Here is a 21,895-nt window from a genome sequence, read left to right as displayed (position 1 = left end):
CCAAGTCGACTGCGCCCACTGCACCGCTCCGGATCGATGGAGGCCCGGGTGAGGCTTCGCACTGACAGCGGGGGGTACATCCGCACGTATGGACGCCGGCGCATGGATATCGCTGATAGCTACGGGGATCGTCTTGCTCATCGGGGCGGGGCTCATCTGCTACGAGCATTGGGGTTCCGGCGCGAACCAGAGCCGGGAGCATGACCTCGGGCCGGACAACACCAGCGGCGGAGGCGGAGGCGGCTGACGCCCACGGTTCGGCCGGGCAGTGCAGGCGAGATCCACAGCAGCCGGCCGACCGGGTCGGTCACCACCTGCACGTTCACCCCATGCCGGCGGTGCTCGGGGTACACCGCCGGCCCCACCCGATCAGTGACGACTCCGAACAGCTCAGTGGGTGTGGGTGGTCACCAGAGGTTTGGTCTCGTCGACGACGTAGGTGGACAGCATCATCGTTGTCACTTTCCCGATGTTGCGAGCGTTGTGAATCGTGTCGGTGGGGATGAAGAACGGGTCGCCCGTGCGAAGGCGCAGGGTGGTTCCGTCGTCGAACTCCATCGATACGTCGCCGCGCACGATGTAGCCGACCTCCACTCCCGGGTGGCTGTGACGGCCTGACTCCTTACGCCGAGGGATCTCGACGAGTGTCTGCACAGTCTTCCAGCCCTTGGCGGGTGAAGGGTTCTCCTGAAGCAGGGTGCGTGTCACGCCGGCAGTCGGGTCGGGGTCGAAGGCAGGGTGAACTCGGGGTTCCGGGGAGGAGGCATCAGCGGGGGAGGCGAGTGCGGCGACGCCGAGCGTGCCAACCGCTGCCGCACTGGTAGACCGCAGAAGAGAGCGACGATTCAACATGGTGAGCTCCATCGAGTGATCCGAAACCGGCGAGTTCCGGGAAATGGTGAATTCGGGAATGCGTTTTCTGAAGGTATGGCGGCGTTTTTCTGCCGGAGATGACGTGCCATTGTCTTCGGGCGCGTGAGGGCCGCTCATGTGATCAGTGATTCCTCGGCGGTGTACGAGGGCCCGCCCGGAGTCTGCTGGTACGTGAACGTCACCGCATTCTTTCCGGGTGGCGTTCCGGCCACGCCGTAGAGCGCCATCTCACGCTCACCGCGGCGGCAGAGCGAACTCCGCCCTCGTCCTGAGAGCTGCGGAACAGCGTGGATTCGGCCTCGTTGCGGCTGACGCGGTCGATTGCGGAGGAGGAGGACGCGGGGACGAGAGCGGCCACGGCTCCCGCCGCAGCAACGACTGCGATTCGCACGATGGCACTCCTCACTCTGCAGGTTCTTTATTCCTGGGGTGTCTCTTTCACGCCCTCAGGCACACGCACTCACATCCGCACCTGAAGCGTGCATCTCCACTCGTCACAACGTGGCTTCGCGGCCCCCGGTTCACGAGAATGTCGGCAGAGGGCTGATTCACTGAGTTTCTCTGGGGGTGCGCCAGATGATCTCCGAGCATTCCGTACGCCTCCACCCAGCGGCTCTGCACACACCCTGGAACGCCAACGCGAAAGGGTGACCGGGCGCTGTGGGCCTACTGCGCTCGGCAGGCTTCGGCGGGCGGCGTGTGCAGCGCGCGCCGTGCGGGGAGTTCCACCGCGAGGACGGCCGTCACGGTGACCGCCAGGGCGAGTGAAGGCAGCAGCCAGATCGGACCCGCCGGCCAAGGGCGGCCGAGGAATCCCTGGCCCACCAAGGCGAGGGGAACCGCGGACAGCAGCAGGCCCGTGGTGAGCGCCGTGACGATCGTGAACGCCGCTTCACGGCGCACCATCGCACGAATCTGTGCGGGTGTGGTGCCGTTGAGGCGGAGGGCTGCCATCTCGGTCCTGCGCTGGGCGGTGGAGGCGACGAGTTTGTTGGCGATGTTCAGAAGGAGGTAGGTGAGGAGGACGACGATGACGGCCAGGTTGATCCACACCTCCGGTGGCGAGCCCTTCAGACCGTCCGCGGGACGTGGATCCGCCTCCTGGAGGACGAAGCCGGGACGAGCCGAGGCGAAGGCGTCGAGCCCTTGCCGGGCCCGGACGGTGCCGTCGGTGCGGACAAGGATGCTCTGGTCGAGTGCGGCGGTGGTGTGGCCGGTCGCAAGATCATGGGAAAGGACCACCGGGCCGAAGCCGAGCCCTCGGGCGTACACGGCGACGACCTCGGCTGCGATCCTTGTGCCGTCACCGAGGACCAGGCGCACCCTGCCGCCCACCTCGGCTCCCAGAGAGGCGGCCACATCGTCGCTGACGGCGACGGTGCGACCTGTCAGCCTGTCCAGGCTGCCGCGGCGTACGTCAAGATCGAGCACCTGGGAGGCGTCCGAGGTGAGCACCATGGCGGATGCGGACTCGGCCACGGTCTCCCCGAACTGCGCGTACTCGTACACCACGGATGTGCGACTGACCGGAGCAGCCGCCCGGACCCCGGGGACGTTCCGTACGGCGGCGAGCGTGTCGGCGGGCAGACCGCCCAACTCCGGTGCGGTCAGCCGTTGCTGGGCGAGTGTGCCTGCCCGGGCGTCGTCCGTGGTGGCGGCAAGCACGGTGGTCTGCGCGAAGGTGTAGGTCAGGACGAAGACGACAGCCATGGCCAGGGCGCTGACGATCCCGGCGTTGTGCAGGGCGTGGGCGCGGATGTTGGACATCGCCAGCCAGGCCGAGGCGGAGGCGCCGGGCCGGGTGCGCAAGGACGCGGCCGTCCCGAGGCGCCGGACGAGTGCTGGACCGACCAGCGCCAAGCCGATCGCACCGATGATGCCCGCCAGAGAGGTGGCGGCGGCACCGAGAGCGGTGCGGGCGACGAGGGGCACGACCGACAGGGTCGTCGCGGCGACGATGACCAGCATTCCAGCCCGGGTCCGTGTCCTGGACGGCTGCCGGGGTTCACTGCGTGACTGGACGACCGCTTCCGTTGCGGGTAGCCGGGAGGTGCGCCAGGCAGCACACCGGGCCGCGATCTGTACCGCAAGGACGACGAGGGTGACCGTCGCGACGGCCGGCAGGGGGCTGACATACAGGGGGAGCGCCTCCGGGACGACCCCCTGGTCCGCCAGCATCCGGCGCGCGTACCCGGCCAGAAGATGGCCCAGTCCGACGGCGGGGACGAGAGCGGTGCCCGCGATGACCGTGGCCTGCACGACGACGAAGCGCCTGACCTGACGGGGCGTCGCGCCGACTGCCCGCATCAGCGCCAAGTCCCGGCGCTGCCCGCCGACCGACACGGCCAACGCGCTCGATACGACGAACCCGGTGATCAGCAGAACGATCCCCGCGAGCGAGCCGGACAGAGCGACCAACAGCGAGCGGGACGCACCGCCACCAGGCGACACCAGGTCTCCACGAGCCGCCCCGGTGACCGTTTCCAGACCGGTGCCTCGCAGCTTCGTACGGACCTCGGCGGCGACCCGTTCTCCGGCGCCGGGCGCCGTCCGTAGACCGATGAGGTCGACCGTGTCCGCATGCGGCCCTCCGGCAGCCTTCACGCGGTCCGACAGCCGTGCGGCCGTAGTGTCGGTGAAGAGGATCCCGGCGTCCGGTGCGTCGACCACCGCCGAGACGCGGTAGCCGTCGGCGGGTCGTCCGGCGGCGACGATCTCGACACGGCCGCCGACACCGACCCCCGCCGCGCCGGCGATCGCTCGGGAGAGGGCGACCTCGCCCGGACCCCCAGGCGCGCGGCCCTCGATGCCCGGCTCCGCCAGGAGCTTGGTCGAGGACCAGCCGTGCCCGGCCGTCCCGGGGCCGTCGATCGGTACGACCCCTCCACGGGCGTCGACCAGCGCTGCGGGGAAGGCGATGTCCCCGGCCACCGCCTCGACCCCGGTCAGCCCGGACAGTGCGTTGACCAGGGAAGCGGGGATCCTGCGGCGTTCCGGGAGCGCGATCGGTAGATCCCCCTGCGGGTGGAACTCCTGGTCGGCCGCGACCACGACGTCCGCCCCGGCCAGACGCCCCACGGGAAGATGGGAGCGGAGCCCGGACTCGGCCAGGACACCGGTTGCGGTCATCAGGGCAGCGCCGCCCAGCACCGCGCACACCATGGCGATCAGCGCGGTGATCCGGTTGCCCGCCATGCGCATCGCGAGACGGAACACGGCTCACCCCCGTCCCAGCGCGACAAGCCGACCGGCCAGAGCGTCGGCGGACGGCTTGTCCAGCTCCTCGACCACGCGGCCGTCTGCCATCACCAGTGCCCGGTGCGCGCGTGCCGCAGCGGCCGGATCATGGGTGACCATCACCACGGTCTGGTTCAGCCGCTCGACGACATCCCGCAGCAAGTCGAGGACCTCGTGGGCACTGCGCAGGTCCAGCGCACCGGTCGGCTCGTCGGCGAACACGACGGCCGGCTCCGCGACCAGAGCCCGGACGAGGGCGGCCCGCTGCTGCTGGCCGCCCGAGAGCTCGGCAGGCCGGTGGGCCAACCGGTCGGCGAGACCGACCCGCTGTACCAGCGTGTTCAGCCAGGTCCGGTTCGGAGCGCGGCCCGCCAGCCGCAGCGGCAGCAGAATATTGTCCAGGACGCTGAGCGACGGGATCAGGTTGTACGCCTGGAAGACGAACCCCACTCGTTCGCGGCGCAGTTCGGTTCGCCGGGTCTCATCCAGGGCGCTGATTTCCTGGCCGTCGATGCGAATGCTTCCCGACGTCGGGGACTCCAAGCCCGCGGCGCAGTGCATCAACGTACTCTTGCCGGAGCCGGACGGCCCCATCACGGCAAGGAACGTTCCGCGCTCCACGGTCAGGGACACGTCCTCCAGGGCGCGCACGCCTCCCGCGTACTCCTTACCGACGTGCGTGAGGACGATCGCGCTCATGGACGGCTCCGCAGGCCGCGCACCACGAGGGCGCCGCCACCGAGCACCGTGACCGCACCACACACCAGGTGCACCCAGGTTTCGGCTCCGCCGAAGGAGGCCACCATGTTGGCGACGGCGCTCACGACGACCACGATCCACAGCAGTGAACGCAGGACGGCTCCCCGGGTGAGCCCGGGTGACAGGGCCGGCCCGTCCGCGTGGTCGGAGCGGTAGGGGTCGGGGTGCGGCATGGAGGTACCTCCGTCGGTGGCGGGCGATGTTCCGTGGTCATCACCGACGGTATGGATCGCCGCCCCGCCGGCCGATCCCGCAGCCCGCCCGGCCTGGGTACAGCAGGCTGTACCTCCCGCCCCCCTGGCCGACACCGGACAGGTCACGTCCTAAGGTCCTCAGTGCAGCGGTCCGGAGAAACGGACGCAGAGAACGGAGAGCGGATGGCCCATCACCGGCAAGCTCCGGCGGCCCACCAGCACACCGATGTCCCTTCCCCCCGGGACGCGAAGCCGGCGACAGCGGATGCGGACCCCAAGAGCGGCATCAAACGGCTGCTGGGCACGGCCGGCGCCGCTCTCACCCAGCTCGCCTCCGGACTCAACACCGCCCTGCTCGCCCTGCTCGTCCTGCTCGTAGTGGTCCTCACCCTCGCGACGAGTCCGGTAGGGGTCGGTCTCCTGCTGGCACCTACCGTGCTGCGCGCGCTGCACGCCTTGGCCGGACGCGAACGCGTGCGGCTCGGCCGCTGGGGCCCCGAAGTCATCGGCCCGCAGACCCCACCGGTGCGACTGCGGCCCGCTCTCGTCGATCCCACCACCCAGCGGGAACTCAGGTGGCTCGTCAGGCACGCCACGCTGGGATGTCTGCTCGGACTGATCGGGGTCTGCCTGCCGATCGCCGCCATCCGTGACACCGCCTTCCCCCTGTACTGGCGGTTCGCACCCAAGGACGCGACCGCCACCTCGCTGGGCCTGGGAACCGCGCACTCCTGGCCGGACGCCTTGGCCGTGGGGCTCCTGGGCGTAGGCTGGATCGTCATCATCCTCGGGCTCACGCCCGGCATGGCGCGCCTCCAGGACAGGCCCGGACGCAGCCTCCTGGCCGCCGCCCCGGGCACTGATCTCTCACGGCGCGTTGCGGAGCTGACGGCCACACGGGCCGCGGCGCTGGACGCCCACGCAGCCGAACTACGCCGCATCGAGCGGTCACTGCACGACGGCACCCAGAACCGCATCGTCAGCGCCACCGTGCTGCTCGGCGCGGCCCGCCGCATGATGCTGCGTGACCCGGCCGGTGCCGACGAGCTCCTCGAGCGTGCCCAGTCCGCCGCCGAACAGGCCCTTGCCGAACTGCGGTCGGTCTCCCGGAGCATCCTGCCTCCGGTCCTGGACGACAGAGGACTGCTCGGCGCACTGTCCGGGCTCGCTGCCCACTGCGCGGTACCGTGCCGGATCGACGTCGACGTGCCCGAACGCTGCGCCGCCTCCGTCGAGGCGACCGCCTATTTCATCGTGGCCGAGGCCATGACGAACATCGCCAAACACAGCGGTGCCCGGCACGCCGAGGTCGTGGTCCGCAGCAGGGGCGGCCGGCTGTATCTGCGCGTCGAGGACGACGGCCACGGCGGTGCCGGCAGTACGCATCAGGGCGAAGCCTTCACGGGCGGGAACGCCGGCTCCGGCCTCACCGGTATACGGCGCCGGGTCGACGCGCACGACGGTAATCTCTCCCTGACCAGCCCTCCGGGCGGCCCGACAATCCTCCAGGTGGAGTTGCCATGCGGATCGTGATCGCCGAAGACGACCCACTCCTGCGGGAAGGGCTCGCTCTGCTCCTGCGAGCAGAGGGACTCGATGTCGTTGCCACCACGGGCACCCCTGACGGCGCGCTCGAGGCCATCGACGCCCACCGGCCGGACGTGGCCATCCTCGATGTGCGGATGCCGCCGACCCACACCGACGAAGGGGTCCGTGCCGCCGTCGAGGCCCGGCGTCGACGACCCGATCTGGCCGTCCTGGTGCTCTCCGCCTACGTCGAACAGAGTTTTGCCACCGAACTGCTCAGCGGCGGCGTGGGCGGAATCGGCTACCTCCTCAAGGAGCGGGTCGGCCGCGTCGAGGAATTCCTCGACGCGCTGTCGCGCGTGGCGGACGGCGGCACCGCCATCGACCCGGAGGTCGTCGCGCAACTGTTCAGCCGTTCCCGTCAGGACCCCCGCCTGGAACGGCTCAGCCCTCGTGAGCAGGATGTCCTTGGCCTGATGGCCGAAGGACTGGGCAATACGGCCATCGCCGAGCGGCTCGTCGTCACCGAAGGTGCCATCCACAAACACATCCGCAGCATCTTCGCCAAGCTCGACCTGTCGCCTGCCGACCAGGTCGACCGCCGGGTCGCAGCCGTGCTGCGGTACCTGGAGCAGGAACGGCGTCTGGTCTGACGGCGGTACGGCGGGCTCGCCACAGGCGACTGAACGCGTCCGCGACGGCCCTCGTGTGCGAGCCCCGGGTTGTGTGTGCCGGTGGAAAGGCCGCTCCGCAGCGGCTCGGTTGCGGCACCTGCTCCGTCGGCGACGAGCGAGCTGGACCTCGGCGCCGCAGCTCGCCCCTGGCTGCGGCCCTGCATCGAACAGCCGGCTCGCCACACGGCCACGTGGTCCGACGAGCACCGAATGCCGTGAGCGGGAGCAGGCTCACGGGCGAGCCCGGCCAGGTCGAAGGCAGCAACTGACTCCAAGGCCCGCCCCCTCTCGGCGGTCCGTCCTTGGCCGGCTGCGTGCTGAGGAAATCGAGCGCACGTCGCGCACGCGCTCGGCCAGCAAGAGCCGTCAGCGGGCGACGTCGAATGTGGCCGCACGGGACACGAACACCGTGCCCTGGTCCTCCGACGTCGCCAGAGCCGATACGTACCAGGTGCCGCGAACCAGTTCAGCCGCCTCCCCGTCGACCTTCAACGTGTAGGTGCAGCGGGAGGACGTGTCCGAGGTCACGCGGCACGTGGCGCTCTCCACATGACGCATCTCCGCTTCGGTCGGATCGAGCTTCGAGCTCGCGGGCCATGCGACGACCTTGAGCCCTCGGACACCCGAGTCGTCCCGCACGTCCGTGGTGAAGGTGAGTGCGCCGGCCTTGCCGTCGGCCGGAGCGACATAGCTGACCGCGCTCTTCTCAAGAGTCGGTTCCTCCGAGGTCGAGGCTATGGCGAGGCCGCCGGCCGTCACCGCGCCGATGGCCGCAGCACCGATGAGGGACAGGATGAGGAAACGCTTGGACATGGGAGTTTCTCCTGGTTCATGCCGGAGCAGGCGCCGTTGCGCCCGCAGATGGGAGGAAGGAAGGGGCGAAGGATACGAAGACCGGGAATCCGCAGAGGCGGACGCTTTCGGACTTCCTTCCTGTGGATTCCAGATTAGGCTCGCCGTGTCGTTCGGTCCTCGCGCGGATGGATGATTGCCGGGTATAACCAGCGGAGGAGTCCGCCTCCGGCCGTCCGCCGAGCGATCTGTCGGTGAGACGTGTTCCGCCTCCGCCCGGAGCCTGGCCGACGGGGCCGCTCACCGACTGCCCCCGCCTCTGGCCCTCGACGCCACGAATCCGAGGCCGGCCGAGCGGGGCATCGCGTGGCCCACTGCCGTAGGGCAACGAGACGGCCGCTGCGCATGCGGCGGCCGTACGTGAACCGACGGGGCATTCGTTCCGTTGAGTGGTCGAACGGCCGTGCCTCGTGAGGGCCGCCCAGATCTGGCGTGCGGGTGAGGGAGAAGCGGTCGACGGCGAACCGTCCTCCCAGCGCCGACTGTGGCAGACGCAGAGGCACGGTGCAGGCCTTCACCGGGGCGCGTCCCATCAGCGGAGCAACGCTCCACCACAGCCCGGCGACTCACTCCGACCACCGCTACGACCTGGAAGCTCTGATGCAAACGACGCCGCCAAGCTCAATATCACGATCGTCCAGGCTGAGCGAAGCGCGTCAGCGAACCATCTTCACCGCGGTGCGGGAACTACTCGAAGAGGTGGGCTTCGAAGCGCTGACGATGGACATGGTCAGTGTGAAGGCCCGCACGAGCAAAGCGACTCTGTACCGCCGGTGGAAGCACAAGACACAGTTGGTGGCAGCGGCGCTCGAACAGAGCGAACGCACCCGCATCGACGACATCGACACCGGCACGCTGGCGGGCGATCTGGACGTGGTCGCCGTGAGGGCCGGAGAGGACGGGGGGCGGACCGCGCGCCTCTACTCCGGACTGGCGCATGCGATACGCGGCGACAGCAACCTCGCGGAGGCCCTGCGCCGGCATGTCGTAGACGGGTACCTGCAAGCACTCCGGCTGCTGCTCCGCCGGGCGGTGCAGCGAGGGGAGGTGACCGAGGACTGCCCGGCCGTCGCGTACTTCCCTCACCTGGTGATCGGCGCGATCCTGTCACAGCGGGCGCTGACAGGGTCAGAGCCCGATACGGCCTGTCTGCGCGCGTACTTCACCTCCGTCGTGCTGCCCAGCCTGGACTACAGGCCGCGCTGAAGACGAGGCGATCGGGGGCGTTCGGGTCGGCGGAGCCCAACGTCCGGGTGAACGGACAGGGCGTCGTGATCGCCAGTGGAGGCTTCAGCCGTCACCATCGGGACCCAGACCGACCTGGACCTCGTCGAAGGCGGTGGCAGCCCCGGGATCGGCTCTGCGGCCCTGCACCGGACCACTCCGGAAGCCTGCAGTCGGGCGGTGCGGGAACCCTGGAGGTTCCCCCACCGCGCAGCTCACAGCTCAACAGCACAGAATTCCGCTGTCCGGGAATTAGGGGAACCTCGCTGGCGCGCGCCCATGCTGCGGCTAATCAAGCGCTAGGCACGCATAGAACCGCAATGAGTTCTCGGGATCGTATTCGGACGCGCTCGTGTCATTCGGCGTCGCTTTTTCCTCGGTGATCATATCCTCGAGGGGTATCCGCTCGGGAAGTTTACCGAAACGAGCCTGACGGGATGTCACGCCGGCGTCATCGGTGAGATCTTCGCCCATGGCGATGCCTCCAATTCGTTCGACCCCGGCGACACGTTCACATCGCAGGGTCAGCGCCGCCTCGACGAGGCGGGAGTAGGGAATCCGCGGCCCACCGCCCAACGCAGAAGCGACCGGCCGTGGCGCCGGCCGCGTATGAACGGGGCGCCTACCCCCACAACGGCGCGAGACCGGAATCGGTTCACACCGCCGGACGCTCTTGACGTCACCGGCGCCCACTGGCCTGCGGACCGCTTCATACCGATGCTGTTTCGGTGACTGCTTGTCGCTGACTCTTCGCTCTCGGTGGCCGTTGCGGCCCGGTGGAGGCGTAAGAGCAGGGCTCATCCGTACGACAAGAAGGCGACAAGGTTTGGCCAAGGCGGTCCGAACAGTGTGGGTCTCACGCTCCCGCCGGTGCGGGAGGTACGCCACAGAACACCTGAACAGGATCGAGCGCCACCTATGAACGGGATAATGGACGCGAGGGTCGCCACCCCCGCTCCAGCCCGGGTCCATGCCCGGCACACCGCGTCGGACACCGACTGCGACGTCTTCGTCACACACATCTACGACCAGTACGGGCCCCTGCTCGTCCGGTACGCCGCCCGCCTGCTGGACGGCGACTGGCACAAGGCCGAGGACATCCTCCAGGAGGCCGCAGCCCGTGCGTGGAAACACGCCAAGCTCCTGGGCACCCGCAACGACCACGTCCGCCCCTGGCTCTTCACCGTGGTCAAGAACCTCGTCATCGACCACCACCGGGCGCGCCAGATCCGCCCCCTGGAACTCATGCCGGCCGAGGAACTGGACGCCTCCTGGGACAGCACCGACTCCACCCTCACCTCCCACGTCGTCCTCGAAGCCCTGCAGGACCTCAACGAGCAGCAACGCACCGTCATCCAGCTCATGTACTACCTCGAATGCAGCGTCGCCCAGGCAGCCCAGCACCTCGGCATCCCACCCGGAACCGTCAAGAGCCGCGCCTTCTACGCCATGCGCGCCCTACGCAAAGCACTGGCACAACGAGGCATCACCGGCGTGTAGCGGTGGGTTCGACGGCCGTCGGCCGGCCGTGGGCAGTGCCAGAGGGCTCCGCGCGGATCGCGGACGGTGGATACCGGCGGGGGTCGGTCGCCTTCAGACGTGGCGCAGGAGGGTGCGGCGGACTTCCTGGAGTTCAGGGCCGGGGCTGGTGCCGACCATCTCGGCGAGGAGGTTACGGATCATCTCGTAACGACCCAGGGCCTCTGTCCAGCGTTCGTCAGCACAGAGCGCTCTGATCAGGGTCACCCACGCGGTCTCGCGCAGGGGAGCCTCGGCGACCAATTGCTCCGCTGCCAGCACCGCTTGCACGGGCCGGCCCTCGGCCAGCAACAGACGGGCCCGCAGGTCGTGGGCGGTGCGGCGGAACTCTTCGAGACGGAGTGATTCCGACCGGGTGACCGGGTGCCCCTGCAACTCGGCGAAGGGCTGTCCCCGCCACAGGGCCAGGGCCCGCTCCACAGCCAGACGGGCCGCCGTACCATGACCTCGCTCCGCCAGGTCATGGGCCTGCTCGATGGTGAGTTCGAACACGGTGGTGTCCTGCTGCTGCGGGGCCAGACGCAGGGTGTACCCGAAGCTGCTCCTGAGCAGGAGCGAGTGGGCGGACGAGGGGCTGGCCCCGGTGATGGCCGAGCGCAACCGGCTGATGTGCGCGTGGATCGATGACGCTGCGGACGAGGGGGGCCGGTCCGCCCACAGGAGCTGGGTCAGCCGGCTCACGCTCACCGGCCGCGTGTTCTCCAGCAGAAGGCACAACAGCAGAGCCCGACGCTGCGGGGGGCCCAGATCGACCGGGCCCCGCTCGCCCTCGGCGGCGCACGGACCGAGCACGCTGAAGAACAGCCCCTGCTCCCGGCGTGCGTTCTGCCCCCCGGGACCGGCCGTCAGAAACCGCTCCGATCCACCGGCCACGGGCTCCCTCATCATCGCTCCACTTCCTCGGATCACGGACAACAAACCCTTGGCCCACTCGCACGCGACCCGGAGGAGTCGATGCCCCGCGCCGGCCGCCTGCGGCACCGGCGAACAAGCCGGTGCCGCAGGCGAACACGCGGGCGTGGCAGGAATGAGGTACGTCACTGTCCGGGAACACCGCCGCCGAGGTTGCCCGTGCTCACCGCCCGGGTCTCGTGGCCGTGGAGTCTCCTGGGTGTGCGACGGCGGGGTGCGGACAGTTGCCTGATGCAGCCGCACGAATTCCCCGAAACCTCCGGCCCTGCACCAGATGTACGAGGGATGGCGGTGCTCGGTTCATCAGCGGGATCGCGCACCTCCGAAGTCGGCTCCGGTTCGAGGGTGGGGACCGTGAGCGGCTGGGGCTACGGGGACGCTCCGCCCCGTCCGAACCGGCCACGCGCTGGGCCGGTCCGCTGTCTCCTGATGGCGCCCTGCGGGCAGGGCTTTACGAGGGCGCCCGGTATGCAACGGCGGGTCGTGACCTGTTCCCGCACTCCGCCGGGAGTGTGAAGAAGCGACTCATGACGAGCGGTCAACAGACCGTCAGGCAGATCGCGAGCGCCTCCGAAGAAAAGCGCTTGGAGTGGTGAACGGGAGCATCCAATCCCACGTTGCGATCATTGGACGCGTGTGCGTCCCTGCGATGCCGCCGTGTGCTGTTGGCCCCGGCGGCACCACACCACCATGGAAGGAACAACTCACCAGTGAAGCGCTTCTTCACACGCCTCGCGGTCGTCGCGGCGGCCGGAGCCATAGCTGTTGTACTGCCGGCTTCGTCGGCGTCCGCCATCAACCGCGTCGGTTGCAATGAAATGGGCTACCTGACGCTTCACAACTCAGGCGGCTCCCTCTGCTTCGCCAACGCGGGCACGACGAGCGTGGCAGTCTACGGTGTGGACCAGATCTGGACCGGCAACAACAAGGTCACGTTCGAGTACGTGCCGACACTGGGCGCGCCGACGGCCAGCTTCACCGCTGAGAAGTGGGCATACGGGAGCATCACCGGCGCCCCCATCCACAAGATCACGAAGATCAGGATCTGGTAGCACCGCTGCCGCGAATCAAGGCGTTCGCCGGCCCTCGTCAATGACGGTCCGAGAACTAGGTTCTGGGTTCCACCGTGTCGCGGAGGCCGCGCGCCGTCGGGCGCAGCTGTATAGGCGAACCCCCTCAGCGTCACCACTGACGGTGGGGACCGCGGCGGCTGTGCCCGTCGTCGGGGGCCGAGGCTCCGGCGAAAGGTTCCTCGTTCCACAGGAACCCAGAGCTGGGCGAGTTCCCGCTCAGCGTCCGTCCGCTTGGCCGCCGTTCGCCGTTCGCCGTTCGCCGAACCGCGGATGGCGGCGCTGACCCACGACCGGGCGGGCGGTCACGATCGGAACGTGGCATCCGGCTCCAGCAGATGATGCGGTGGCAGTGTGCGACGGTCAGATCGTGAGCGCGACCCGGCAGGACGGCGTAATCGGCGCGTCCGTCGCCCAGGCGGTCGCACTCGCTGAGAGTGCTGTGGGCGCGTCAAGAGCACCCACGCACAGCAGTGCTGCGGCACGTGGCCCGGTCCGCGTGCCGCAGTTCCGCCGCGCCCGATCGGCGTGGCGCAAGATCATCTCCTCGCGCCGGTCGCTCAGCGAATCGGCCGAGCGCGACACGTTGCCCCTGGTCGCCGCGTTGTACGAGGCTCCGCCGATGCGCGCCGAACCTGTGCCACGATCTTCGCGACGTCAGGAGCGCTCGGAACACCTGCACCCCCTCGCCCGGCTCCTGGGTGCCCTCGCCGCCGACGAGATCATGCCCACGACTTGATCGGCCGGCTCGGAGATCGCGGATGTACCGGTCGAACCGAGTCCCGTCCGCATCCCGAAGCCGCGTGGCGCAGGTGAAGCCCGATCGCGTCGCGAGCGCTGCCGACGCAGGGTTTTCCGGATCCACTCGGATCACCGCTTGAGCTGCTTCCTGGGCCGCCGCGTACGTGCACACGAGGGTGACCGCGCGCATTGCCACGCCTCGGCCGCGCCAGGCTGGGTAGAGCCCGTAGGCGATGTCGACCTGCCGACAACACGCCCCGCGTCGCACGACGCGGTCGAACCTCTACGAGAGATCCTTGCGCATCAGCGTGCACATCGTTTCGTGGCGGTACAACGATCCGTCCGGGGCTCTCTCGTCCCACGCGTCGGGTTGACGATCGAACGCGACGTAACCGAGTCGTTCGTAGAGTGCGCGAGCCCGCGGATTGTCTTCCTCCACCCCGAGTTCGGCCCGCCGTAGGCCGCGGTCCCTGATGCGCCGCTCTGCGGCCTCCACCAGGAGCGTGCCGATCCCGCACGACTGCAGGGCGGGATGGACCGCAAGCTGCCACAGAGTGCCGACCCCCTCCTTGACCAGGTAATCGACCCCGACCTTCGCCACCGGAATGTCCGTGGCGGGGCAGACCGCAAGGTAGTCCACCTCTCCGAGCCGGGCACGCTCCAACTGTTTCGCGACGCCGGCCACGTGCTGTTCAGACCCTGACCACCCGCAGTGCGCCAGATCGGCGGGCCGCAGATCGCGTACCGACAGCTTCACCACGACATCGGCCACCCTTCACCACCTCCGGCCAGCCAGCATCCAGGCTTGCCCCACGGGACGCAACGCGTTTCCCGTCCGTGCCTCCGGTCGGCCGCACCTCCCGGGCAGATGACACATGCCCCTCGGCTGCTGGATGACGCGCGCCCTGCCACCTTCCGCGCGCCTCAGAGGTGCGACAGGCTGAAGGAGACAAGGAAGCCGCTGACCGTGATGAGGCCTATGGCCAGGTGGGCGTTCTCGAAGGCTTCCGGGATCATGGTGTCCGCGATCATCGCCAAGATGGCGCCCGCGGCCAATGCCGTCACGGCGGCGATGACAGCGGGGGACAGGCCGCCCACCGCGGAGTACCCCAGCACCGCGGCCACGGTGCTCGCCGCAGCGATACCGCCCCACACGCCGAAGACGTAACCGGGGCCCCGGCCCGCCGCCCGCATGCCCGCGGAACTCGACAGGCCCTCAGGCACGTTGCTGATGAAGACGGCCACGACGGTGACCAGGCTCACCGCTCCGCCGTCCACCAGGCTGACCCCGATCACCGCGGACTCCGGCACGCCGTCGAGCAGCGCCCCCAGGGCCAGAGCGAGACCCGACCCTGCCACCTGGGTCTCCGACGGCTGCCGCTGGTGGGCACCCGACCTCTTGCGATGCCGGGCCCCCCGGCGCGCCAGCAGCACATTGCCGGCCGTGTAGGCCACCGCCCCGGCCACGGTACCGACCGCCGCCGGGGCGAGCCCGGCCAACTGGTAGGCCTCCTCGACCAGCTCGAAGGAAACCGCGGACAGCAGCACACCCGCCCCGAATGCCATCACCGACGCGTTGACCCACTGCGGGATGCGCAGGGCATACCCCAGCACAGCGCCCACCAGGAGCGCGGAACCCGCGAGCAGACCCCAACCGCCGGCCTCGACCACCTCTGCCATACGCCCACACATACCCGCAGAACACTGAAGCGATCATCTCCGTCCCCCACCAGGCGCCCGCGCCGCCCCACCCGCGCCGAGGGCAGCGGCGCGGAGCGGCGTGGGTCAGGCCGACCGTGCCTGCCGGCTGGACCGCAACACGGCGGCCAGGAAGCTTCGCACCGTCTCGACCTCACCTTCGTCGAAGCCTTCCGCCACCGCCATCACGTCGGTGATCACCGGCCCGAAGAAGGACCAACCCAGTTCCGTGGCCTTCTCCTCCACCTCCAGCAGCACACGTCGCCGATCGGCCAGGTCCTTGGTGCGCCGGACCAGCTCGAGCCGCTCCAGCCGGTCGACCAGCGCGGTGGTGCCGGCGGAGTTCAGGCGCATCTGACGACCGAGCCACCCCGGCGTCGCGGGGATGTCGTCCCGAGCCGCGTCCAGCAGGTGGATCAACGCCCGTACGTCGGTGGGGTGCAGCCCGTGGCGCGCGGCGAACTCGGCGCCCAGCAGGTCGAACTCGACGGTCACCGCGCGCAGCGTGTGGACCAGCTGCATCAACGGGCTTCGGTCGTTCATCCACGCTCCCTGGGACACCTGCGTAGTATCTCGCTGAACGAGATTATCGCTGAACGAGAGGAAAGCACAGTGTCCGGGACCGCTTTCGACCTCGCCTACGACGAACTCCGCTCCCTCTGGCCCGATGGCACCGAGGAGCGTGACATCAGCACCCCCTACGGGCGCACCCGCGTCCATGTGTACGGTCCGGCCGACGGCCCTTCGCTGGTGCTGCTGCACGGCGGTTCCGCCACCGGGCTGGTCTGGTTCGCCAACGCCCCGGCTCTGGGCCGACGCCACCGGATCCATGCCGTGGACCTCCTGGGCGACGCCGGCCGCACCGACCGGAGCGACGGCAGGCCCCTGAAGACCGCCGACGATCTGACGGCCTGGCTGGACGCACTGCTGGACGGGCTCGGCCTCAGCCGTACCCATCTGTGCGGGCACTCCTACGGCGCCTGGCTGGCCGTCCGGTACGCCCTCCACGCGCCCGAACGGGTCGACCGCCTCGCACTGATCGACCCCACCCAGGTCTTCGCCGGCTTCCGGCCCGGCTACCTGCTGCGCGCGCTGCCCCACCTCCTGCGGCCCAGCTGTGCCCGCGCCTCCGCTTTCCTCGCATGGGAGACAGCGGGCACGCGGCCGAACGAGACCTGGCAACGCCTGTACGCCCTGGCGGCTACCGCTCCCGGCCGCAAGCTGATCGCAGGCCGCCGCCCCCGGGTGGCCGACCTCCGCACACCCGTCCTGGTCCTGCTCGCGGAAGACAGCCGCGCCCACCACTCCGGGAAGGTCGCCGACCGGGCCCGCCAGAGCCTCTTCCAGGGCACGGTGGTGGTACTGCCCGGAGCCACCCACCATTCGCTGCCTCTCACCGCGCCGCAGCAACTGAACGAGCACCTCGCGACGTTCCTGGGCTGATACGGCACCTTGCGGGGCGGACGCAATGGCAGAGGTTCCCCGAGCCTGCGCGCCTCCACCGGGTGCACCGGCGTCGCCGCAGGTCGGCCGCGCCGTATCGCCGTGCTGTGACCTGCGCCTCATGCGAGGTGTCTTGGCCTCGTTCAATAATTAATATTTAATAAACCTGGTGGCCGGTCACGTCCGGCCGACCGCCTCGCCGCCCGTCCGTTCCGCAGCCTCCGGAGCCGCCCGTGTCGTCCATGTATCCGCAGCGTCCCCCGGCAGCGTCCCGTTTCGGCGGACGCGTGGTCGCCGTCACGGGAGCGGCCGGCGGAATCGGAGCCGCGACCGCCCGGCGGCTCGCGGACGAGGGGGCCCGTGTGCTCGTCGCCGACATCGACACCGTGGAGGGCGAGCGTACGGCCCGCTCCATCCGGGACGCCGGCGGCGAGGCCCTCTTCCACCGGACCGACGTCAGCGACGAGACCTCATGGGCGTCGGCCCTGGAGACCGTGCGCGAGGCGTACGGTCCGGTCTCGGCCCTCGTCTCCAACGCCTACGCCGTGCGCGTCGCCCCCGCGCACGACACCACCCTGGACCAGTGGAACCAGCAGCTCGGCGTCACCCTCACCGGCGCCTTCCTGGGCTTCAAGGCATGCCTGGAGGATCTGCGCGCCACTCGGGGCAGCGCCGTCCTGATCTCCTCGGTGCACGCCCTCGTCGGTCTCCCGGGCCGCCCCGCCTACGCCGCAGCCAAGGCCGGACTCACCGGCCTGACCCGCCAACTCGCCGTCGAGTACGGGCCCGAGGTCAGGGTGAACGCCCTGCTGCCCGGCCCCGTCCTCACCCGCGCCTGGGACGGCATCGGCGAGGAGGACAGGCGTGCCAGCGCGGAGCAGACGGTGGCAGGCCGCCTCGGCCGTCCCGAGGAGGTGGCCGCCGCCACCGCCTTCCTGCTGAGTGACGACGCCTCCTTCGTGACCGGCGCCTCGCTGGTCGTGGACGGTGGCTGGAGTGCGTACAAGACCTCGTCCTGAGAACGCGCCCGTCCGCGGCGGACCCCGCCCCGGCCGCACCTAGGAGAAGCATGAAGATCACCCGCGTCGAGACCTTCGCCGTGCCACCACGCTGGCTTCTGTGCCGTGTCGAAACGGACGACGGTGTCGTCGGCTGGGGCGAGCCGATGGTCGAGGGCCGTGCGGCCACCGTCCGCGCCGCCGTAGGAGAGCTGACCGAACTCCTCATCGGACAGGACCCGTTGCGTATCGAGGACCACTGGCAGACCATGAGCAAGGGGTCGTTCTACCGTGGTGGCCCCGTTCTCTCCAGCGCCGTCGCCGGACTCGACCAGGCCCTGTGGGACATCGCCGGCAAGGTGTACGGCGCCCCCGTGCACCAGTTGCTCGGTGGCCCTGTACGCGACCGGGTACGGGCCTACACATGGGTCGGCGGGGACGAGCCCTCCCAGATCGCCGAAGCGGTCCGGGAACAGGTGGAGGCGGGCTTCACCGCCGTCAAGATGAACGCCGGCGGCAGGATGAATCGGCTGGCGACCGTCCGCGACATCGACGAGGTGGTGTCCCGCGCCGCCGCCGCCCGCGAGGCCCTCGGCACGGACCGGGACTTCGCCGTCGACTTCCACGGCCGGTTCACCGTCGCCAACGCGGCCAAGCTGCTGCCGCACCTGGCCCCCTACAACCCGCTGTTCGTCGAGGAGCCCGTACTCCCCGAGTACACCCACCGGTTGCGCGACCTGACCGCCTCGTCCCCCGTACCGCTGGCCCTCGGGGAACGCCTCTACTCGCGCACCGACGTCCTGCCCGCCCTCACCGCCGGAGTGGCAGTCCTCCAGCCCGACCTCTCCCACGCCGGAGGCATCTCCGAGGTGCGCAGGATCGCCGCGCTCGCCGAGACCTTCGACGTACTCCTGGCCCCGCACTGCCCGCTGGGGCCCGTCTCGCTCGCCGCCAGTCTCCAGGTCGCCTTCGGTACGCCGAACTTCCTCATCCAGGAGCAGAGCGTAGGCATCCACTACAACGTGGGCGCGGGTCCCCTGGACTACCTCGTCGACACCACGCCCCTGCAGTTCCACGACGGCCACCTGCTGCGCACCGCCGTCCCCGGCCTCGGTATCGAGGTGGACGAGAAGGCGGTCCGCGCCGCCGACAACACCGTTGGGGACTGGCACAACCCGTTGTGGCGGCACAGCGACGGCTCCTTCGCCGAATGGTGATCCCCGCCCCACCCCGACCTTCCTGGACGTGAACATGAACGCCGTGCACCACCGCGCCACCGACAGCTTCCCCGCCGTGCTGCGACGCACCCGGCTGGCCGCCATCGTGCGAGGCCCGGACGCCGACGCCGCGCTGCGCACCGTTCTGACTCTGCTCGACGAAGGCGTGTCCCTCGTCGAGGTCTCCCTCAACACCGCCGACGCCCTCGGGGTCATCCGCAGGGCCGTCGCCGAGGCCGGCCCCTCGGCCTTCATCGGAGCGGGCACCGTGCTCACCGAGGACGACGTGGCCCGCGCCCGGGAGGCCGGCGCGAGCTGGATCGTGACACCCGCGCTCACGGAGTCCCTGGCCGCGTCGGTCCGCGTCGGACTGCCGGTGCTGGCAGGTGCCCTCACCCCGACCGAGGCCGTCGCCGCCCGGCGCGCGGGAGCCGACGCCGTCAAACTGTTCCCCGCCTCGCTCGGCGGTCCCTCGTATCTCAAGGCGCTGCGCGATCCCTTCCCGGACATTCCCTTCGTGCCGGTCGGCGGGGTCGACCTGACGGCCGCCGAGGAGTACCTGGCGCACGGCGCCGTCGCCGTCGGTGTCGGCTCCCCCCTGGTGGGCGATGCCGTGCGCGGCGGTGACCTGGAAGCCCTGCGCGAACGCGCCCGCACCTTCGTCGCGCTCTGCGCCACCGACGCCTCCCGGGGGCAGGCATGAGCGCCACCCCGGAGACCCGACCCGCGGGCGTCGACGTTCTCACCTTCGGCGAGACCATGCTCGCCGTGCAGGTCCCCGAACCGCTCACCATCGGCGCCGGGGCACGCACCACGATCGCCGGCGCCGAGTCCAACGTGGCCATCGGCCTGGCCCGGCTGGGCCACCGGGCCGCCTGGGCGGGAGCGGTCGGCGACGACGAACCCGGACGGCTCGTCCTGCGCACCCTGCGCGGCGAAGGCGTGGACACCTCTCACGCCGGTGTCCGCCCCGAGGCACCAACAGGCGGTCTGCTGCGGGAGCGGCGCGTCGCCGATCTGGTACGCGTCCACTACTGGCGTAGCCACTCGGCCGCCTCCCTGCTCACCCCGGAGGACCTTGCGCCCGCCCTGGCCGCGGGTGCCCGTGTCCTGCACCTGACCGGCATCACCTGCGCCCTCGGTCCCGGCCCCCTGGAGGCAGTGCGCCGCGCCGCCGTCCACGCCCACACCCACGGCTGGACCGTCGCCCTGGACGTCAACCACCGCCGGCGTCTGTGGGGGGACGGGGACGCGGGCCGGGCCCTGGTGCCGCTGCTGGAGCACGTCACCCTCCTGATCGCCTCCGACGACGAACTCCCCGTCCTCGCCGGTGCGTTCCCCGGACGGCCGCAGGGCGAGGAGGCCACCGTCCGCGCGCTGCTGGCGGCCGGGGTCCGGGAGGTCGTCGTCAAGCGCGGGGGAGAGGGGGCCGTCCTGCACGGCGGGGACGGTTCCCGGCACACGCTCCCGGCCCTGCAGGTGCCCGTCCGGGACACGGTGGGGGCGGGAGACGCCTTCTGCGCCGGCTACCTCTCCGGACTGCTCGACGGACTGTCCCCGGCCGGCCGCCTCGAACGCGCCAACACTCTCGGCGCGTTCGCCGTGGCCTCGGACGGTGACTGGGAGGGCCTGCCCCGCCGCGACGAACTGGCCCTGCTCGCCGCCGCCCCGGGCTCCACGATCCGCTGACCCGCCCCCACCACCATCGGGAGCGCCTCACCATGACCGATCTGACGCCCCTGGGCGCACCGGACCGCCTGGAACTCGGCGAGGGCATCCGCTGGGTGGACGGCCGGCTCGTCTGCGTCGACATCCTCACCGGCCGCCTGCTCGGCCGGGTCGGCGCGGACACCACCCCCCTGCGGACCCTTGCCCAGCTCGACGTGCCGCTCGGCGCGGTGGCCCCGGTCTCCGGCCGGCCCGGCACCTGGATCGCTGCGGCGGGCACCGGCATCTGCCTGCTCGCCCCCGGTACGGACCCCGAGTGGCTGACCGGCCCCGAGCGGCACGCCTCGACCGCGATGCGCATGAACGACGGCTGCGCGGACCCGCACGGCTGCTTCTGGGCGGGGAGCATGGCCTACGACGGGACCCCGGACGCCGGTTCCCTGTACCGCGCGGGCCGCGACGGCACGGTCACCCGGGTCCTGGACGGTCTCACCATCCCCAACGGCCCGGCCTTCGACCGGCACGGCACCACCATGTATCTCGCCGACAGCGCGCGTGGTCTCATACGGCGCTACTCCGTCGACCCGCGCGACAGCGGCCTCGGCGAGGGCGAGGAGTTCGCCCGGGTCACCGAGGGCAGCCCCGACGGCATGACCGTGGACTGCGAGGGCGCCCTGTGGACGGCGGTCTGGGGGGCGGGCGAGGTGCGCCGCTACCTGCCCGACGGAACCCTGGCGAGCGTATTGCGCCTGCCGGTGACCCAGCCGGCGGGTGTGTGCGTGCCTCGGCGGTGACGACGGACGCACCCTCTACGTCACGACGGCCCGGGTCGGGCTCACCGAGCCGGGGCCGCTGGACGGCGCCGTGTTCCGTGCCCGGGTCGCCGTACCCGGCCTGCCGACGGCCGCCTACCGTTCCACGGCGGCCTGACCGTCTGTATGACTGTGCCCGGTACCTCGGCGAATCCGAGGTACCGGGCACAGGTGTAAAAGGGGGCGGATCCACCGTCCCCAGGAGGTCCCAGCAGGGAGGCCGGGGGTGGCAGGCGATCGGCCGCTCCCGGCCGATGCGCGTCGGGGCCGACCGGGCTCTGTCGGCGGCTCGGGAGGGGCGTGGCGGCCCTACCCGTTCTTGCCGGGCGCGGGCGTCTTCGCCCACGCCCGGCTCCTCCCAGGGCCCTGAGAGGGCAGGGTATGGGGGCGGAGTCTTCCGGGGCAGGCGTCGGCCCCGTCGGCCGTCTGCCGAGGGCGGACACCCGACGGGACCGGG

At 70.4% G+C, this 21,895-nt stretch carries 23 protein-coding genes and 2 pseudogenes; 13 read left to right on the top strand and 12 right to left on the bottom strand.

What is annotated here, in order from left to right; genetic code table 11:
• Positions 1-224: 224 nt before the first annotated feature.
• The 5 genes and pseudogenes from ACFY8O_RS18720 to ACFY8O_RS18700 all read right to left on the bottom strand — a co-directional run.
• Positions 225-371, bottom strand: a pseudogene (locus ACFY8O_RS18720) (IS5/IS1182 family transposase); the annotation flags it as partial.
• 19 nt (positions 372-390) lie between these two features.
• Positions 391-990, bottom strand: coding sequence for a cupin domain-containing protein (locus ACFY8O_RS18715; protein ID WP_387903667.1), 600 nt, complete (start codon positions 988-990; stop codon positions 391-393).
• A gap of 549 nt (positions 991-1,539) precedes the next feature.
• Positions 1,540-4,089: an FtsX-like permease family protein gene (locus tag ACFY8O_RS18710; protein ID WP_387903666.1), complete on the bottom strand. Its 2,550-nt coding sequence runs from the start codon at positions 4,087-4,089 to the stop codon at positions 1,540-1,542.
• A gap of 3 nt (positions 4,090-4,092) precedes the next feature.
• Positions 4,093-4,809: an ABC transporter ATP-binding protein gene (locus tag ACFY8O_RS18705; protein ID WP_387903664.1), complete on the bottom strand. Its 717-nt coding sequence runs from the start codon at positions 4,807-4,809 to the stop codon at positions 4,093-4,095.
• Positions 4,806-5,042 carry a hypothetical protein gene (locus ACFY8O_RS18700; protein WP_387903662.1) on the bottom strand — a complete coding sequence of 79 codons (237 nt, stop codon included), beginning with the start codon at positions 5,040-5,042 and terminating at the stop codon, positions 4,806-4,808. Before ACFY8O_RS18700 ends, ACFY8O_RS18705 begins: the two co-directional genes overlap by 4 nt.
• A 204-nt stretch (positions 5,043-5,246) precedes the next feature.
• Between ACFY8O_RS18700 and ACFY8O_RS18695 the strand changes: the two genes are divergently transcribed.
• Together ACFY8O_RS18695 and ACFY8O_RS18690 are read left to right on the top strand one after the other, a co-directional pair.
• The gene (locus ACFY8O_RS18695) at positions 5,247-6,596 is read left to right on the top strand and encodes a sensor histidine kinase (protein ID WP_387903659.1); all 1,350 of its coding nucleotides are present in this window, start codon (positions 5,247-5,249) and stop codon (positions 6,594-6,596) included.
• Complete coding sequence (locus ACFY8O_RS18690) at positions 6,584-7,243, top strand: response regulator transcription factor (RefSeq protein ID WP_145812936.1); 660 nt, start codon at positions 6,584-6,586, stop codon at positions 7,241-7,243. The genes ACFY8O_RS18695 and ACFY8O_RS18690 overlap by 13 nt, the downstream gene beginning before the upstream one ends.
• A gap of 387 nt (positions 7,244-7,630) precedes the next feature.
• Here the strand turns inward: ACFY8O_RS18690 and ACFY8O_RS18685 are convergent, their stop codons facing one another.
• Complete coding sequence (locus ACFY8O_RS18685; protein WP_387903657.1) at positions 7,631-8,077, bottom strand: DUF5707 domain-containing protein; 447 nt, start codon at positions 8,075-8,077, stop codon at positions 7,631-7,633.
• Positions 8,078-8,794: 717 nt separating this feature from the next.
• Here ACFY8O_RS18685 and ACFY8O_RS18680 point away from each other — a divergent pair.
• Positions 8,795-9,322 (top strand): TetR/AcrR family transcriptional regulator, encoded by a 528-nt coding sequence (locus ACFY8O_RS18680; RefSeq protein WP_387903655.1) that lies wholly within the window; start codon positions 8,795-8,797, stop codon positions 9,320-9,322.
• A 306-nt stretch (positions 9,323-9,628) separates the two neighbouring features.
• Here ACFY8O_RS18680 and ACFY8O_RS18675 read toward each other — a convergent pair whose 3' ends face one another.
• Entirely contained in the window at positions 9,629-9,814 is a 186-nt protein-coding gene (locus ACFY8O_RS18675) for a hypothetical protein (protein WP_145811276.1), read from the bottom strand.
• A 444-nt stretch (positions 9,815-10,258) separates the two neighbouring features.
• Here ACFY8O_RS18675 and ACFY8O_RS18670 point away from each other — a divergent pair, with 444 nt between their 5' ends.
• Positions 10,259-10,840 (top strand): sigma-70 family RNA polymerase sigma factor, encoded by a 582-nt coding sequence (locus ACFY8O_RS18670; RefSeq protein WP_387903652.1) that lies wholly within the window; start codon positions 10,259-10,261, stop codon positions 10,838-10,840.
• A 93-nt stretch (positions 10,841-10,933) separates the two neighbouring features.
• Here the strand turns inward: ACFY8O_RS18670 and ACFY8O_RS18665 are convergent, their stop codons facing one another.
• The gene (locus tag ACFY8O_RS18665; protein WP_387903650.1) at positions 10,934-11,767 is read right to left on the bottom strand and encodes an AfsR/SARP family transcriptional regulator; all 834 of its coding nucleotides are present in this window, start codon (positions 11,765-11,767) and stop codon (positions 10,934-10,936) included.
• A gap of 734 nt (positions 11,768-12,501) precedes the next feature.
• Between ACFY8O_RS18665 and ACFY8O_RS18660 the strand changes: the two genes are divergently transcribed.
• Together ACFY8O_RS18660 and ACFY8O_RS18655 are read left to right on the top strand one after the other, a co-directional pair.
• Positions 12,502-12,843, top strand: coding sequence for a beta/gamma crystallin domain-containing protein (locus ACFY8O_RS18660; RefSeq protein ID WP_145811283.1), 342 nt, complete (start codon positions 12,502-12,504; stop codon positions 12,841-12,843).
• A gap of 388 nt (positions 12,844-13,231) precedes the next feature.
• A complete protein-coding gene (locus ACFY8O_RS18655) occupies positions 13,232-13,600 on the top strand; it encodes a hypothetical protein (protein WP_387903747.1) in 369 nt (122 codons plus the stop codon).
• Between the two features lie 84 nt (positions 13,601-13,684).
• Here the strand turns inward: ACFY8O_RS18655 and ACFY8O_RS18650 are convergent.
• The 4 genes and pseudogenes from ACFY8O_RS18650 to ACFY8O_RS18635 all read right to left on the bottom strand — a co-directional run.
• Positions 13,685-13,870: pseudogene (locus tag ACFY8O_RS18650) on the bottom strand (GNAT family N-acetyltransferase); the annotation flags it as partial.
• Between the two features lie 15 nt (positions 13,871-13,885).
• A complete protein-coding gene (locus tag ACFY8O_RS18645) occupies positions 13,886-14,374 on the bottom strand; it encodes a GNAT family N-acetyltransferase (RefSeq protein ID WP_387903647.1) in 489 nt (162 codons plus the stop codon).
• 152 nt (positions 14,375-14,526) lie between these two features.
• Entirely contained in the window at positions 14,527-15,282 is a 756-nt protein-coding gene (locus ACFY8O_RS18640; RefSeq protein ID WP_387903644.1) for a ZIP family metal transporter, read from the bottom strand.
• 105 nt (positions 15,283-15,387) lie between these two features.
• Positions 15,388-15,843, bottom strand: coding sequence for a MarR family winged helix-turn-helix transcriptional regulator (locus tag ACFY8O_RS18635; RefSeq protein ID WP_387903641.1), 456 nt, complete (start codon positions 15,841-15,843; stop codon positions 15,388-15,390).
• 69 nt (positions 15,844-15,912) lie between these two features.
• On the opposite strand from ACFY8O_RS18635, the gene ACFY8O_RS18630 reads away from it, so the two are divergent.
• The 7 genes from ACFY8O_RS18630 (at position 15,913) to ACFY8O_RS18600 (ending at position 21,556) form a co-directional block, all read left to right on the top strand.
• On the top strand, positions 15,913-16,743 hold the full coding sequence (locus ACFY8O_RS18630; protein WP_145811289.1) for an alpha/beta fold hydrolase: 831 nt from the start codon (positions 15,913-15,915) through the stop codon (positions 16,741-16,743).
• A gap of 242 nt (positions 16,744-16,985) precedes the next feature.
• The gene (locus tag ACFY8O_RS18625) at positions 16,986-17,762 is read left to right on the top strand and encodes an SDR family NAD(P)-dependent oxidoreductase (protein ID WP_387903744.1); all 777 of its coding nucleotides are present in this window, start codon (positions 16,986-16,988) and stop codon (positions 17,760-17,762) included.
• A 50-nt stretch (positions 17,763-17,812) separates the two neighbouring features.
• Entirely contained in the window at positions 17,813-18,958 is a 1,146-nt protein-coding gene (dgoD, locus tag ACFY8O_RS18620; protein ID WP_387903638.1) for a galactonate dehydratase, read from the top strand.
• Positions 18,959-18,992: 34 nt separating this feature from the next.
• Positions 18,993-19,661 (top strand): bifunctional 4-hydroxy-2-oxoglutarate aldolase/2-dehydro-3-deoxy-phosphogluconate aldolase, encoded by a 669-nt coding sequence (locus ACFY8O_RS18615; RefSeq protein WP_387903742.1) that lies wholly within the window; start codon positions 18,993-18,995, stop codon positions 19,659-19,661.
• Positions 19,658-20,647: a sugar kinase gene (locus ACFY8O_RS18610; RefSeq protein ID WP_387903635.1), complete on the top strand. Its 990-nt coding sequence runs from the start codon at positions 19,658-19,660 to the stop codon at positions 20,645-20,647. Before ACFY8O_RS18615 ends, ACFY8O_RS18610 begins: the two co-directional genes overlap by 4 nt.
• A 32-nt stretch (positions 20,648-20,679) precedes the next feature.
• Positions 20,680-21,420 carry an SMP-30/gluconolactonase/LRE family protein gene (locus tag ACFY8O_RS18605; RefSeq protein WP_387903633.1) on the top strand — a complete coding sequence of 247 codons (741 nt, stop codon included), beginning with the start codon at positions 20,680-20,682 and terminating at the stop codon, positions 21,418-21,420.
• Complete coding sequence (locus ACFY8O_RS18600; RefSeq protein WP_387903630.1) at positions 21,398-21,556, top strand: hypothetical protein; 159 nt, start codon at positions 21,398-21,400, stop codon at positions 21,554-21,556. Before ACFY8O_RS18605 ends, ACFY8O_RS18600 begins: the two co-directional genes overlap by 23 nt.
• Positions 21,557-21,895: the final 339 nt, after the last annotated feature.

Origin of the sequence: Streptomyces argenteolus (assembly GCF_042902585.1) — a bacterium.
Taxonomy (GTDB): Bacteria; Actinomycetota; Actinomycetes; order Streptomycetales; family Streptomycetaceae; genus Streptomyces; species Streptomyces argenteolus.
The sequence above is the reverse complement of the archived record's forward strand: the minus strand, read 5'-3'. Positions and strand labels throughout refer to the sequence as shown.

Excerpts from the sequence above, each read along its gene's own strand:
- ACFY8O_RS18715 (WP_387903667.1), bottom strand. The coding sequence starts at position 990 with ATGAGCGGCCCTCACGCGCCCGAAGACAATGGCACGTCATCTCCGGCA.
- ACFY8O_RS18705 (WP_387903664.1), bottom strand. The coding sequence starts at position 4,809 with ATGAGCGCGATCGTCCTCACGCACGTCGGTAAGGAGTACGCGGGAGGC.
- ACFY8O_RS18700 (WP_387903662.1), bottom strand. The coding sequence starts at position 5,042 with ATGCCGCACCCCGACCCCTACCGCTCCGACCACGCGGACGGGCCGGCC.
- ACFY8O_RS18695 (WP_387903659.1), top strand. The coding sequence starts at position 5,247 with ATGGCCCATCACCGGCAAGCTCCGGCGGCCCACCAGCACACCGATGTC.
- ACFY8O_RS18690 (WP_145812936.1), top strand. The coding sequence starts at position 6,584 with ATGCGGATCGTGATCGCCGAAGACGACCCACTCCTGCGGGAAGGGCTC.
- ACFY8O_RS18685 (WP_387903657.1), bottom strand. The coding sequence starts at position 8,077 with ATGTCCAAGCGTTTCCTCATCCTGTCCCTCATCGGTGCTGCGGCCATC.
- ACFY8O_RS18675 (WP_145811276.1), bottom strand. The coding sequence starts at position 9,814 with ATGGGCGAAGATCTCACCGATGACGCCGGCGTGACATCCCGTCAGGCT.
- ACFY8O_RS18670 (WP_387903652.1), top strand. The coding sequence starts at position 10,259 with ATGAACGGGATAATGGACGCGAGGGTCGCCACCCCCGCTCCAGCCCGG.
- ACFY8O_RS18665 (WP_387903650.1), bottom strand. The coding sequence starts at position 11,767 with ATGATGAGGGAGCCCGTGGCCGGTGGATCGGAGCGGTTTCTGACGGCC.
- ACFY8O_RS18640 (WP_387903644.1), bottom strand. The coding sequence starts at position 15,282 with ATGGCAGAGGTGGTCGAGGCCGGCGGTTGGGGTCTGCTCGCGGGTTCC.
- ACFY8O_RS18635 (WP_387903641.1), bottom strand. The coding sequence starts at position 15,843 with ATGAACGACCGAAGCCCGTTGATGCAGCTGGTCCACACGCTGCGCGCG.
- ACFY8O_RS18625 (WP_387903744.1), top strand. The coding sequence starts at position 16,986 with ATGTATCCGCAGCGTCCCCCGGCAGCGTCCCGTTTCGGCGGACGCGTG.
- dgoD (WP_387903638.1), top strand. The coding sequence starts at position 17,813 with ATGAAGATCACCCGCGTCGAGACCTTCGCCGTGCCACCACGCTGGCTT.
- ACFY8O_RS18615 (WP_387903742.1), top strand. The coding sequence starts at position 18,993 with ATGAACGCCGTGCACCACCGCGCCACCGACAGCTTCCCCGCCGTGCTG.
- ACFY8O_RS18610 (WP_387903635.1), top strand. The coding sequence starts at position 19,658 with ATGAGCGCCACCCCGGAGACCCGACCCGCGGGCGTCGACGTTCTCACC.
- ACFY8O_RS18605 (WP_387903633.1), top strand. The coding sequence starts at position 20,680 with ATGACCGATCTGACGCCCCTGGGCGCACCGGACCGCCTGGAACTCGGC.